The sequence below is a fragment of the Gynurincola endophyticus genome, assembly GCF_003991195.1.
Lineage (GTDB): Bacteria > Bacteroidota > Bacteroidia > Chitinophagales > Chitinophagaceae > Gynurincola > Gynurincola endophyticus.
In genome coordinates this window covers 1-14,330 of the sequence record NZ_RCWL01000010.1, presented here as the reverse complement: position 1 = coordinate 14,330, position 14,330 = coordinate 1, and the positions used below count along the sequence as shown (strand labels likewise).

The window sequence follows — 14,330 nt, the reverse complement described above, 5'->3', positions numbered from 1 at the left end:
TTGAATGATGCAAAGATAAATGACTTCTTCGTATTATTTCAAGAAACTGGAACGATAAGGATATTGTTGAGATGAATGGTAGATGAATAAACAGGTACCGTCTTTAATATCATTAATCAGATCGGGAGCAATTTCTGAAGGAACAGCCGGGCATCCTTGCGACCTGCCTAAATACCCCTGACGATCGATATAAGACTCACTTACATAGTTAGCACCGTGCACTACAATGGCGCGGCGGAATGCCTGGTCGTTAAACCCTTTTTCCATACCGTGTAAGCGAAGTGAATAGCCGTTAGAACCATTATAGGTATTGGCCGTAACATAAAATCCGAGCGAACTTTTGTGTGTTCCTGCTTTATTGCTGAAAGACTGAGCTTCTTTTGTGCCGGTATTTTTTCCGTGAGAAACGTAGGTATTGTATAAAAGAGACTCCTGGTCGAGGTCTATTACATATAAACGTTTTTTATCAGAAGACTGGCTGAAATCTACAATACTGATAATACGATGTTTCAGTTTACCATTTTTATCAAGCTGATCCATTCCTTTCAAGGCATATTCGAACACTTTTTGTGATAAGCCCAGTTCTTTTAAACCGAGGCCGGTATACACGTGTCCATAATTTTCCATTGAAATAGTTGCATCCTTCAGATTGTTTGTCAGAAGCAATGAATCATTATTGATAGTAATATTATTTTCTTCCGCAACCGGAATGGCTGGGTTGGAATGTAAAGGGGAAATAACAAACGACGCGGCCACTACTCCTATAATACAGAGCATGCCGGCAGTTTTCATAGTTTTAATTATTGGATAAGCTTGCAACTTCATTTTACACTAATTTCTTTATACCGCTTATTTTAATAACGAAAGCGATCTGGGGGTTATTGTATTTTCATTAACATTTTTGGAATAAGAATTCGGAATTTACAATTTTTCTTCTTTTCTGCCCATTTTTTTTCCCTTTCCGCCCATTTTGCACCAATATCCTGCCATTTTTGTCATTTTACCCGATCTAGAGGTGAGCATCCACCATTTGGGTAAGCTGGTCCTTATAATGTTCACTACAAGGTAATTCCAGGTCGCCTATATGTATTGTTTTCCGGCTGATTGTCTGAATCTTACGTATGGCTACAATATATGACCGGTGAATCCTTAAAAACTGATTCTGAGGCATTCTCGTTTCAAAATACTTCAAACTTTGTAGCGTTACGACCGGAGCTTTCTGACTGGCCAGGTGAATTTTTGTATAATCCTTCAGTCCTTCAAAATATAAGATGTCATCATAGGCAATTTTCAATATCTTATGAGCCGTTTTAACAAAAAAGAAATCGTCCCCGGCTTCTTTCTTGCCTTTTTTAGACTGCAGATATTCCAATGCTTTGTTAACAGCGGCAAAAAAACGGTCGAATGGAATCGGTTTTAACAAATAATCGATTGCATCGAGCTCGTAACTTTCCACTGCGTATTCCTGATAAGCAGTTACAAAAATAACGGCGGGTTTATGTTTTAACGACTTCAGGAATTGAATACCTGTGATATCAGGCATATTGATGTCTAAAAAGATCAGATCGATATTTCCTTTGTTCAGATGCTCTGTAGCAGCCAGGGCACCTTCACAAGTAGCTACGAGGTTCAACGCAGGAATTTTTTTGGTGTATTCCTTTAACAATTCAATTGCCAGGGGTTCATCGTCGATAATTAAACAATTAAGCGTCATCATCAAGTTCAATTTTAAGATTTACAACATAAACTTCATTGACTGTGGATATATCTAATTGAAAACGATCTTTATAGATAGCTTTCAACCGTTTTAATGCATTCTCTATTCCGATTCCTGACTCTGTTTCAATTTTGCCTGATTCAACAATGCTATTCTTAACAGTCAAAGTCAACAATTGGTTATGTATAGATATGTTAATATTTATGAAAGAATATTTATTATAACTGATTCCGTGCTTAAATGCATTTTCAATAAATGTGATTAACAGCAAAGGAGCTATTAATAATTGAGCAGCATTTCCCTCCTCCTGATATTCTACAGTACATTGCTTCGACAATCTGATTTTCTGGAGGTCTATATAATTCTTAATGTAAGTAAGATCTTTTTCTAACGGTACTTTATCGGCATGTGAATCATAAATCACATAACGCATAATACCGGAGAATTTAAGAATCGAAGATTCTGTTTCTGACGACTTTAAGTGCGCCTGAGAATAAATACTATTCAGCGTATTAAACAGAAAGTGTGGATTAATCTGTAATTTCAACCAGTTTAATTCTGCATTCAGTTTTTCCGTTTCTAATTGTTTACTTCTTTTTTGTGAAAGGTAAAGCGAGTGACCCAGGCGAATGATAGCACTTACCAATAAAATTACGATTACACTTGTTAAGGCATTCATAATCTGGAAAGGCGTTATATAAAACGGTTTTCCGAAAATAATCCACTCGGCATCTCTGTTAGGTCTTAACATCGGCGGCATTGGGTCTACTCTGTTCCTGCGTGAAAAATCAGGTGGTGGAGGCATTGATTCATTGTTCGCCGGAGGAAAATTTCGTTGAGGGCGCATAGAATCATTCTGCTCAGGAGGAAAAAACGGGCGCCGTTGATCGAACCTTACTGAATCATATGTCAACTTTTCACCCGCTTTGAAAAACGCAGGTTGACCTGGCATCGATCTGAAAAACGGGCGTAATAAATTTTGCGCAACCACATCGATTACCAGATAAGACGATATTGCAATCACAATAAAGAAAATATATTTTCCGAATTGCTTTTTTGCAAAAAAACGGGGTAGCAGAAAGTAGTAATGTATATAGAAAATCAGAATCAAAGATGATTTAACCAATATTTCTCTGTAAAAAAACCTCACATCCAGAATCTGAACACGCATAATAAAGAGCGGAAAAAATAACAGCATTATCCACACTACCACATGAGCCAGTACTACAACCAAACGTTGTTTCCACGATTGAATGGGAGTAAATCCCAATATCAACGAAAAGAAGCTGATAATTTTCGTACGCATATTTTATTAATTCGTCAATGGAGAATACGGCAAAAGCTGTCTTAGTATAAGACAGCTTTTATTTTTTATATTTCTCCCTGGTTAATTGTCATTTTCATTTACTTCGTCGTAAGGGAAGAATTCATATCCATTATCGAAGTGCAGTGTTCCGTTTCGGCCGGTGATTAAAAATCCTCTGTTATTTACATTAAACCCGATTGCACCGACTCTGGATGTTCCTTCGAAACTTGTTTTCTGAATCCATAAATCGGTTTCAGGATTGTAAGCCCAAACAGCGCTGATCAGCGAACCGCTTTCGCCTCCTACCAGATAAATCAGGTTATCAATTTGAAACACACTGGCGTTATAGCGGGCGATATTAGCATAATCATCATCGTAACTATCATCAGAACTATTGGTAAGTTTTCTCTTCTCTGTCCAGTCATCTGTAGCAGGATCATATATCCAAAGGTCATTCAATACGGATCCATTATTATTACCTGAACAAATATAGGCTTTATTGTTTACCACAAATGCTACGGCAGCAGTTCTTTTGGTACCACCGAGCGAAGCCTTTTGCGTCCAGTTGTCACTTGCCGGGTCATACTCCCATAAGTCTTTCAGATAATTACCATCATATCCTGAAGAGATATATCCTTTACCATTGATTGCAAATCCTACCGCGTCATATCTTCCACCACCGGGGAAGTCAGCTTTTTTCGTCCAACTGTCACCAGCCGGATCATATTCCCATACATCGTTTAATCTGAATTGTCCGTCGTATCCGGTAGCGATATAACCTTTACCGTTTACAGTGAAGGCTACTGCTGAATTTCTTGCTGTTCCCGGAAAGGCGGCCACTTGCTTCCAATATTTTTTATTCAGGTCAAATTCCCATACATCGGCAAATCTTTCACGTTCATTATAACCGGTAGCTATATAAACTTTGTCGCCAATTGTAAAACTCACTGCTTCACTTCTTGCATTACCATCAAAATCATAACTTCTTGCCCAGTTACCTATTAAATCATCATCAGCGTCTGTGTCTTTGGTACAACCGCTTAAAAGTGTTAAAGAGCTGACTGCTATTATAAGCCCGGAATAAATAGATTTCATCGATATACTTGTTTTTGTAAAAGTATCTATCACTACTTCAAGATTTTTCTTAAAATAGACCAATCGGGCTGTTGAATCGACCAATGCGTTAAAAGTTTCTTTAAGTTCGTTTTCTTAGAAACAATTGTCATTTACAAGAAAAAAACCGAAATCAGGGTATAAGAGATAAATTACCTGAGGTGGTCGATTTTAATGAGGCTTCGATATATAATAACAAAATCCTTCAAGTAGTGTCTGATAAATTGCGCTTTATTATAGAAGCTCATGCGAAGAATATTTATTACAGCCTCAACTGTTGCAATACTCAGCAGCAGTTGTGAAAAAAAGCAGATTGATTTTGGAGAATCATTAGTCAGTAGTGCTACTAAATTAATTCTTATTGACACGCTTACCCCTTTATTAAGTACGGTAGTTATTGATTCGTTTCAGACGGCGGCGTCCAACATTGCGTTGTTCGGCCGAACAAAAGATGTATATGCCGGTGAGGTAACTGCTGATGCATATTTCCAGTTTGGTTTACCTACTGTAAATTCAATTACTGCGAATATGATTCCATCTGACGCAATTTTTGATTCTTTGGTACTAAAAGTTCATCTATCAGCCAATTACTATGGCGACACTGCCGTTCAGCAAACATATACATTACATGCATTAACCGAACAGCCACAGTTTGAATATGCTAACCAACTTTATAATACGTCCTATACTCCTTATGAGCCGTCTCCTGTATCAACCGTAACAAGAATACTCAGGCCTAATGCATCTGATTCTTTGTTATTCAGATTCGATGTTTCAAAAGGAACAGATTTATTCAATCATGTAAAGAACTATACTGATCAGGTAGTAACTGAGGATGCATTTATGAGTTATCTGAAAGGGTTTAAACTGGGTGTATCCGACAATGATCATTCCGGAATTTATGCGAGTGATGGCCTGGACTCTACCTTATCATTAGAATTACACTATCACCATACCATTCCTGATCATGAAGCGAAAGTAATATCATTTCCTATTGGGAGGAATGCATATCAATACAATCGTATCATTAATAATAAAACAGGTACATTATTCGAATCCACTCAAAATGCAGGTCATGGAGTAAGTGTAGTAGTATCAAACGAAACCTATCCTTTTGGAATTTCACAATCGGGTATCGGTTATCTTTTGAAAATAAACTTTCCAACTATCAGAGAGTTACTGAAAATACATCCGGATATTGTTATCATAGATGCGTCGCTGAAAATAGAACCGGTATTTGATTCTTACGAAAAAAGCAAATTCATTTTGCCTGCGAATTTTTTCCTTGTAACAACTGATGCTACAAATAGTATCGGATCGCCTTTACAAACAGGTGATGACTATCTTCTTTTCAATTTAAATGCTGATTACATGGATAAGTTTCAAACAAACTATTCAGTAAATATCACAAATTACATACAGGTATTATTAAAGTTATCAAATGCAGCAGATCAGGGATTATTCATTATGCAGAACTCTACCGGTTTTTCGACTAACCTGAACAGAGCAGTCATTGCCTCTTCGCTCAACAAAAACCATCAGGTAAAATTAACCATTAATGCGCTGGTCGTTCATTAAAACTTTTTAGATGAAAAGAATAACTTTAATACTGTTAAACATCTGTATCGTAAAAGGACTAACCTATGCTCAAAACCTGAACAGTCCTTATTCAATATATGGAATAGGTACGCGAAACGATCAGTATCATGACCGGTCGATGGGATTTGCCAATGCGGCAAACGGATTATTCAGTAGTGCTCAACAGGTATATTTGAAAAACCCGGCATCAATAGCCGGGTTATCGAGAAGTAATTTATATGCCAATCTTTCATTAGAAGCTACTAAGGTCACTTATGTTGGAAGCAATATTTCAGAAACGGATAATTCCGGTAAAGACTTCGCTGTAAAAAATCTAAGTTTCTTTGTAAAGTTAAATGATCATTGGGCAAGCGGACTGGGTTTTCAACCTTACACCACCACCAACTATCAATTCAGTGGAACCAAACAGGTAGAAGGCAGTAACGCTACTTACAACAGCATTTATGATGGTGATGGTGGGATACATGATATTTACTGGCAAAATGCATTTTCAGTTGGGAAACATTTTGCATTTGGTGTAAAATCATCATTCTTATTCGGTTCATTGAATACACATGAGATTATTGAAAAAGACGGCATAGAAATCACTTCGTCAACCATAGACTATTACAACCGGTTTAAACTCGAATACGGTGCTTTATATCGTGGAAAGATCGGAGACCAATGGGTGTTATCATTAGGAGGTAAATTCGGTGCAAAAACAAGTCTTCGCCGCGAAAGCAGTTTTAAAGTAGAGCAGGATGCAACAACAATTATCGATGAATCTATTACAACACGTGGGCGATTTGAATTACCCAAAAATTATGGAGCCGGTATTGCTTTAGAACATAAAGGTAAAAGAGTATATAGTATTGACTATGATACCGAGCAATGGACAGCATTAAAATATAGAGGAAACGGTTGGTCGTACCGGGATATGGAAAAAATATCTATCGGATTTCAGCAAAAAAATCAGGCAATGGCCTGGGGGCAGGCATTTGAAAAATCTACTTTTCAGGCCGGAGTCTACTCGGGTAACGGTTACCTGAGCATCAACAATCAAAGAATTAAAGAGATGGGTATTACTATCGGATATGGTAAGATGTTAAGTTCTTCGGTATATGGATTTGTAAGTCTGGATGCAGGCAAGAGAGGAAAAAATGAAGGCAACCTGATAAAAGAAAATTATGTAAGACTCAAATTCAGTTTCTCGCTACGGGAGTATTTATTCAGTAAAGGTAGATTGTACGATTAAAAATAAGTTTCATAGTAACAATAAGAGTTGTGTTTCATACTTATCAATTTCTCTCTTATGTGCATGAATAAGGGGCTGCTTCTGGTGAAGTGGCCTCTTTTCTTTTTACTACAAGCAGAAACTATTCCCAACAACATTAATGTTTGAATGTCGATAAATAAGAGTTCCGCATTTCGAAAACCGTTTTTCCTGTTGTTTAAAGGTGATTCTACTAAGTTGTCTCAGTTTTGCAACATCGTTGACCGTACGTATGAAGATGAAAAAAACAATAGGGAGAATTCATCTGTGGTTAGGATTAACCGCTGGTGTTATCGTGTGTTTTCTGGGAATCACCGGATGTATTTTAACCTTTCAGGTAGAAATTGAGAATTTAACTCAACCCTACCGGTCGGTGCAACCAAAAGCGCAGGCATATTTACCCCCAAGTTATTTTCAGAAAAAAGCTTCAACAATATTACCCGATAAATTTGCTCATAACCTCACTTATTTGTCGGGAAATAAATCAGCTATTGTTTCTTTTTATAAAGAGGGGGAAGACTATTATTATCTTCTCTTCTTCAATCCGTATACAGGAGATTTGTTAAAGACTAAAGACATGTCGAAAGACTTCTTTCGGATTATATTAAACGGGCATTTTTATTTATTCATGCCTCCCGGTATAGGACAACCGATTGCAGCCACTGCAACATTATTGTTCTTAGTTTTATTAATTACAGGGTTGGTTTTATGGTGGCCTCGTAACAAAGCAGCACGTAAACAAAGGTTTTCGATTAAGTGGAGTGCAAAATTTAAAAGACTGAATTATGATTTACATAATGTATTAGGTTTTTACGCTTTTTTGGTGGGAATATGTTTTGCAATAACGGGCCTGGTTTGGGGATTTGTATGGTTTCAGAAAACTTATTACTGGGTAAGTTCGGGTGGAAAAAAGCTTACTGAATATTACGAAGCAGTTTCTCCCGGTTATGATTCGTTAAGTAGTAGTGATCAGGTAAACTATACTCAACTGGATAAAATATGGTTAACCTTAAAAAAAGAATATCCTGATGCCGCGAAATTTGATATTCATTTTCCCTCGAATACGGAAGAAGCGATTGCGGTGAGTGCGAACCCCTCTGAAAATACTTATTGGAAAGCAGATTACCGGCATTATGACCAACACAATTTACAAGAAATCAAAGTAAATCATTTATATGGCAGATACAGTGACGCTTCTGTAGCTGATAAATTACAACGAATGAATTATGATCTGCACGTGGGTGCAGTGGGTGGACTACCCACAAAAATTCTTGCATTTTTTGCAAGTTTCATTATTGCAAGTTTGCCCATTACAGGTTTTTATATCTGGTGGGGTAGAAAAAAAAGGACTACTAGTAAGAGCCAGACAAAGACCTATACTAGTCAGCAACCGAAAGAGGCTGTTTCATAAGAAACAGCCTCTTCTTTTATCAGTTTGATATTTATATTGTGATTACAATTCGTCTTCTTCAAAACTTTTTGTCTGATCGTGATTTAAAATTTTATAAGTAGGAATTGCCAGCTTTACATCGAGTTCTTCAAGCAATTTTACGATTTCGATTTTCACTGCTTGTTTCTTGTCCATAAAATGCATGTATTCGGGGCTGAGTGACTGAAACACAATTTCAAATTCGTATGAATAATCGCCGATCGCTGCGAGATGCGCTCTGTCGAAAGAGGTATCAGGTTGGCTTTCTACAATTTGTTTTAACCGATCAGGAATAGTTGCCAGTTTATCAGAAGGCGTACTCAGGTCTACTTTAAAGCGGAACAAAACTCTTCGTCGCTCTAACTTCTGATAGTTATGAATACGTGAGTTCGTTAAATTTGAATTAGAAAATACCAGTTGCTCTCCGTTAATAGACCTCAACCGCGTAGTTCTGATACCGATATGCTCTACCGATCCGAGTTTGTCGTCAACAATGAGAAAGTCACCTACTGCAAAGGGTTTATCGAAAAATATTCCGAAGTAAGAAAATAAGTCACTCAGAATAGTTTGTGCTGCCAAAGCGATTGCCACACCACCGACACCCAAACCAGTAATAATCGCTCTGATATCGTAGCCGAAATTTCCAATAATAAAGATAAAGGCACCCAGCCAGATGATGAGCTTTACGACCATGATGATACCGTTCGACTGACGGGCTTCGGTATCAATTCCATACTTAGCCTGAACAAACTTTCTAACGATATAACTGACAATGGCTCCTAATCCGTATGAAACCCAGAAAGTAATCGCGATCAGCATTCCGTAATTAATCGCATTTGACAATTTTTCCGGAACAGTGAGGGCTTGAAATGCGTAATACAAGCACGCTGTATAAGCAATGGGAATAATACAGTTTTTGAATAAAACTTTAATAACCCCTTTAAACTTCACCTCAGTGTTTACTTCTTCAGGGTTTTTATCATTTATAAAAATTTTACTCAGCAATTTTATCAAACCTGATGCACCAAGTATTATACAAATGAAAAACAACCATTTAGAAAGTGAGTTATTCCAAAATTCAATGTCCCAAAAATTCGTCATTATCTCTATAATTTGCTGTAATTACAAATTTAATTCATTCAGCTGAGAATGGGAAGGCACAAGATTTTATGAATAAATTAATCTATGGCACTCAAAAGACTTATTATAGTATCTAACAGACTTCCATTTTCTATTGAAAATGAGGGCGAAACTGCTATTCTAAAGCCTTCCAGCGGAGGTCTGGTATCTGCTATTCGCGGTTTTATCGAATGCAGTAAAGATGATGTTACTTTTGATGAAATAATCTGGTGTGGAAATCCGGGTTGCAAATCAAAAACCTGGAAAACGATCGAATTTCCGAGTGATGATTTGTTTAATTATTTGCCCGTATTCACACCCAATAAGGTTTATAATGACTTTTATAATGGTTTTGCTAATAGTACTTTATGGCCGCTGTTTCATTACTTTCCATCTTACACAAAATATAATGATACACATTGGAATGCATATAAGAAAGTGAATGAGAAATTTCATGAAGTGTTGCAGAAAGAAATCACCGAAAATGATGTGGTTTGGGTGCAGGACTATCATTTAATGTTGCTACCTGTATTATTAAGAAAATCGTTTCCAAAATTGACTATTGGATTCTTTTTACATATTCCATTCCCTACTTATGAACTGATTAGATTATTACCCAATCAGTGGCAGGATACAATTATAAAAGGCCTGTTGGGTGCTGATTTAGTTGGATTTCACACCACAGAATATGTTGCTCATTTTGTGGAAACCGTACAATCTATACTTGGTATTACACATCAGGGAGTATTGTTACCCTATGAAAACAGATTGGTATTAATTGATCATTTTCCTATAAGTATTCATTACGAGCAATTCAATAGTGCTTATGATAAATCGATTGTAAGAAAAGGTAGAAAAAAATTAAAAGAGTTTTTCAATCACAAAAAAATTATATTCTCCATTGACCGGTTAGATTATACCAAAGGTATTTCAAACAGAATTACTGCTTTTGAAGAGTTTTTAAAAAAGTATCCTGAATACCAGGCAAATGTAGTTTTCATATTAGTCATAATCCCTTCGAGAGATAAAATCGATAAATATGAAGAACGGAAAAAAATGATTGATGAATCCATTTCAAGAGTCAACAGTTCTATAGGAACAATAGACTGGCAACCGATTATTTACCGTTACCGGTCACTGAATTTTGATGAATTACTGACGTTATATACGGCTGCCGATGTTGCTCTTATCACTCCGATCAGAGATGGAATGAACCTTGTGGCTAAAGAATTTATTGCCAGCAGGGCCGATAAGAAAGGTGTATTAATATTAAGTGAACTGGCCGGTTCAGCAAAAGAATTACATGAGTCAGTTATTATAAATCCCAATGACACGCATGATCTATGTGATAAAATTTATCACTCATTACAAATTTCTCCTGAAACACAGACAAAAGATATTTCAAAGATGCAGGAGCGGATTAAAAGATTTGATATAAAAAAATGGGCAAGCAGTTTTTTGTGTAAGCTGACGGAAACTCATCAGTTGAATGATCAACTGAATATAGGTATCGAATCGTCAGAAAATCGTTTTTATCTTCCAAAAGAATTATTAAATAGCAAAACAATTCCTATATTAATATATATGGATAGTAAGAGAGATAAAGACGATATTCAGCATACATTTCGTTCTATTCAACAACTTGTTGAACACAATGAATATATTCAAATACACCTGGTTCTTAACAATGGCGAAAATACAGATCAGTTAAATATTTCACATTCAAATTTTATTGTTCATTATCTCAATTCCGATAAAGAAAGTAAACGCAACAAATTACCAAGAAGTCTGGAAGAGGTTAAGGTCTGGTTTCAGGAATTTGTTGAAGATCATTCTCAGCTGGAAATCAGGGAAAATAAGTTAATATGGAGATTTTCAGAAATGGCTGTTCATCAGGCTAAAGTTTTGTTTAAGTCAGTACAGAAATTACTTCAACTGAACAATCTTAGCAGTAGTATTCAGTTTAATGAAATAATTATTGAATCAAATAATTCTTCAATCAGATATCAATTACTGGAATATATATTACAATTAGAAAAAGAGTTTTTTTTAATGGTCGGATTGCCCAACGAACATATAGCTTATTTGCAGGAAAATATATGGAAAAGCATGAAAATGTACTCTATAAAAAAAGATAGTCATTCCATTATGGAACAAATAACCATCTTATTAAAGCAATTAATCAATAAATGATTTAATATCGTTCTGGGTACCAAATAACAATAAGTTATCTCCGGGCAATACTTGTGTTTGCGGATCTATGTATCCGAGTACATCATGATAAAGTGTTTCTTTTCCGAATATATTTTTGCGAACGGTATCCCGAACGATAGTAATCAGAATCAGTTTATATTTTTCATTCAGTTTCATTGATTCTACTGTTTTACCAACATACCTTTCAGGAACTTTCACTTCAATCATCCGATAATCGTTTCTGAATCTGAAAGAATTCAATATACCGGGCATATCTAAACGCATTGCTAGTCGTTCGGCAGAAGAGGCTTCAGGGTATACAAACTCTTCAATATTCATTGCTTCATACACTACCTGTTGTAAAGGCGAGGTAACCCTGCATATAATACGTTTCACATTGTGTTGAATCAGTAATGCCGTTACCATTATAGAGATGCCTTCATTTTCACCGATACCGATAATGGCAGCATCTACTTCATTTAGCGGCAACTGCTTAATTGCTTCTGCATTTGTAGCGTCTAAAGCAATTGTATGCGTAATTGTTTTTTGATATTTTTCTACAAGTTCTACTTTATGATCAACTCCTATCACTTCATGTCCAAGATTTACGAGTTGAACAGATAAAGACGAACCAAAACTTCCCAATCCAAATACAATAAATTTCATAACTAGAGTTTTAACATAAAATATCCTCTTTCGGATATCTGTATAGTAATTGACTACTTTGTTTTACTACAGCAATTAATACGGTAATTGCCCCAACCCTCCCTACAAACATGGTAATTAAGATGACCCATTTGCCGAAATCACTTAACTCATGGGTAATTCCCATGGTAAGCCCGGTAGTGCTGAAAGCAGCAAACGCTTCAAAAGTAATTTTTACCAATCCGAATTGACTATCCTGTATGTTTAATAGAAAAATGCAGGCCCCTATAATCAATAGAGATAATACGATGCTTGCTAATACATGTCTGATCGACTGATGAGAAATTTCAGTTTTATAGAATTCCACCCGATCCCTTCCTTTAATAAAACTCCACAAATTCAGAAATGCAATTGCGGCGGTAGTTGTTTTAATACCGCCTCCTGTAGATCCGGGCGAAGCACCTATCCACATTAGTAATATATATAACATCAACATCGGGAGCGTAAAGTGATTGATGTCAACGGTATTGAATCCGGCAGTTCTTGGAGTAACCGCACTAAAAAAGGAAGTAACGATTTTTCCTGTCCAGGTCGGATGTTCTGCTAATGATCCGTTTTGTTCCAGTGTAATGAATGCAACGAATCCGATGATCAGTAAAATAGCGGTAGTTACGAGGCTTAAAATAGCGGTTGCAGTAACTACCCGTGGGCGATAAATTCGTTGCGCATTATGTTGTAATTTCCAGACAAGGTTTTTTGCTTTTATTCTCAGCAGAGTAAAAAGATTGAATACTATCGGGAATCCGATTCCACCTAAAATAATCAATAGTGCAATAATGAAGTGCATTGAATAATTAAAGCGTAAAGCCGGGTGATACAAGCCTCCGTCAAATGTAGAAATACCGGCATTACAATAAGCTGATATGCTGTGAAATACAGAAAAGAATATTTTATCAATAACTCTTTCAAAATTTACTTTATCAAGTGTAAAGTAAATCATTACCGCACCACTTATTTCGAAGAACAGGCTAACCCATACGATTCTGGAAACCAATTTTCCAACATTGTTGGCATTTCCCTGAAACATATCCCTGAAAGCAAATTGGTGTTTCAGCGACAGTGACCCTGCCATTGCATAACTCAGCATACCGGCAAAAGTCATAATTCCCAATCCGCCTATCTGCATCAATAATAAGATAATGATCTGTCCGAATTGTGTGAACTCCTGTGCAATATTTGTTACACTTAATCCGCTTACACAAACAGCACTGGTAGCAGTAAACAAAGCATCCAGAAAACCAAGTCCGTTTTTAGTAGCATTTGGCAAATGCAGCATTAATGCTCCAAAGATGATTAAGAGTATAAAACTGGAAACAAATAATAAGGATGGATTTAGTTTCTTATTAAAAACGGATCTGGTAACATAAGAAAGTTCTGAAAAAAAGAAGAAAATAATAGTTCCGTACAACACTACTTTATAGATAAGATAACGCACAGAATCATAGTGTATGCTTAAAATCTTTGCAAACAGAACGTGATTGTATAGTATTAATATAACAATAAATAGTCCCAGGTTAATCAACCTTGATTTAAGGCTTCTGCTAACATATAATTCGAGTAACCAGCGGAACAGGTGTAGGAATGTAAGCGACCGTAACAATAAAGTGAGCCATGAATTTACAAGAGGGTCATTCGACTCAAAGCTATTAAACCCGAGATCATACATGGCCCATATAAAAGCAATAGACCAGAATAATGGAATCAGTATAGTTGTCCATTTGGTAGCAAATGAATTAAACTGATAGAAAGCTCTTCTGAGCCACAAAATGGAGTTGCTCCAATTTTTGCCAGATGTCTGCATGCACACGAAGATAAAATAAATGAAGAATTATTAATTATTAATTAAGAGTGGGTGCCTTTTTAATTCTTCATTAAGAGTGTGTGGGACTTCCTTCAT

General features: G+C 36.3%; 11 protein-coding genes. 4 read left to right on the top strand and 7 right to left on the bottom strand.

All coding sequences use genetic code 11. The features are described 5' to 3' along the window. Positions 1 to 33: 33 nt before the first annotated feature. From D9O48_RS16365 to D9O48_RS16350, 4 genes are all read right to left on the bottom strand, one after another. Positions 34 to 777, bottom strand: a complete 744-nt coding sequence (locus tag D9O48_RS16365) for a murein L,D-transpeptidase catalytic domain family protein (protein ID WP_158624921.1) — start codon at positions 775 to 777, stop codon at positions 34 to 36. A gap of 232 nt (positions 778 to 1,009) precedes the next feature. Next, positions 1,010 to 1,717, bottom strand: coding sequence for a LytR/AlgR family response regulator transcription factor (locus D9O48_RS16360; RefSeq protein ID WP_126974070.1), 708 nt, complete (start codon positions 1,715 to 1,717; stop codon positions 1,010 to 1,012). Then, on the bottom strand, positions 1,704 to 3,023 hold the full coding sequence (locus D9O48_RS16355; RefSeq protein ID WP_126974069.1) for a sensor histidine kinase: 1,320 nt from the start codon (positions 3,021 to 3,023) through the stop codon (positions 1,704 to 1,706). The genes D9O48_RS16360 and D9O48_RS16355 overlap by 14 nt, the downstream gene beginning before the upstream one ends. A gap of 81 nt (positions 3,024 to 3,104) precedes the next feature. After that, positions 3,105 to 4,118, bottom strand: a complete 1,014-nt coding sequence (locus D9O48_RS16350) for a Kelch repeat-containing protein (RefSeq protein WP_126974068.1) — start codon at positions 4,116 to 4,118, stop codon at positions 3,105 to 3,107. Between the two features lie 264 nt (positions 4,119 to 4,382). Here D9O48_RS16350 and D9O48_RS16345 point away from each other — a divergent pair, with 264 nt between their 5' ends. The 3 genes from D9O48_RS16345 (at position 4,383) to D9O48_RS16335 (ending at position 8,398) form a co-directional block, all read left to right on the top strand. After that, positions 4,383 to 5,714 carry a DUF4270 family protein gene (locus D9O48_RS16345; RefSeq protein WP_126974067.1) on the top strand — a complete coding sequence of 444 codons (1,332 nt, stop codon included), beginning with the start codon at positions 4,383 to 4,385 and terminating at the stop codon, positions 5,712 to 5,714. A 10-nt stretch (positions 5,715 to 5,724) separates the two neighbouring features. Beyond that, a complete protein-coding gene (locus D9O48_RS16340; protein ID WP_126974066.1) occupies positions 5,725 to 6,969 on the top strand; it encodes a hypothetical protein in 1,245 nt (414 codons plus the stop codon). 256 nt (positions 6,970 to 7,225) lie between these two features. Next, positions 7,226 to 8,398 (top strand): PepSY-associated TM helix domain-containing protein, encoded by a 1,173-nt coding sequence (locus tag D9O48_RS16335; RefSeq protein ID WP_233589265.1) that lies wholly within the window; start codon positions 7,226 to 7,228, stop codon positions 8,396 to 8,398. 42 nt (positions 8,399 to 8,440) lie between these two features. Here D9O48_RS16335 and D9O48_RS16330 read toward each other — a convergent pair whose 3' ends face one another. Then, the gene (locus tag D9O48_RS16330; protein ID WP_126974064.1) at positions 8,441 to 9,517 is read right to left on the bottom strand and encodes a mechanosensitive ion channel family protein; all 1,077 of its coding nucleotides are present in this window, start codon (positions 9,515 to 9,517) and stop codon (positions 8,441 to 8,443) included. An 84-nt stretch (positions 9,518 to 9,601) separates the two neighbouring features. Between D9O48_RS16330 and D9O48_RS16325 the strand changes: the two genes are divergently transcribed. Further along, the gene (locus D9O48_RS16325) at positions 9,602 to 11,728 is read left to right on the top strand and encodes a trehalose-6-phosphate synthase (protein ID WP_126974063.1); all 2,127 of its coding nucleotides are present in this window, start codon (positions 9,602 to 9,604) and stop codon (positions 11,726 to 11,728) included. Here D9O48_RS16325 and D9O48_RS16320 read toward each other — a convergent pair. After that, positions 11,714 to 12,394: a potassium channel family protein gene (locus tag D9O48_RS16320; RefSeq protein WP_126974062.1), complete on the bottom strand. Its 681-nt coding sequence runs from the start codon at positions 12,392 to 12,394 to the stop codon at positions 11,714 to 11,716. The genes D9O48_RS16325 and D9O48_RS16320 overlap by 15 nt on opposite strands. 10 nt (positions 12,395 to 12,404) lie before the next feature. After that, on the bottom strand, positions 12,405 to 14,234 hold the full coding sequence (locus tag D9O48_RS16315; RefSeq protein ID WP_126974061.1) for a TrkH family potassium uptake protein: 1,830 nt from the start codon (positions 14,232 to 14,234) through the stop codon (positions 12,405 to 12,407). Positions 14,235 to 14,330: the final 96 nt, after the last annotated feature.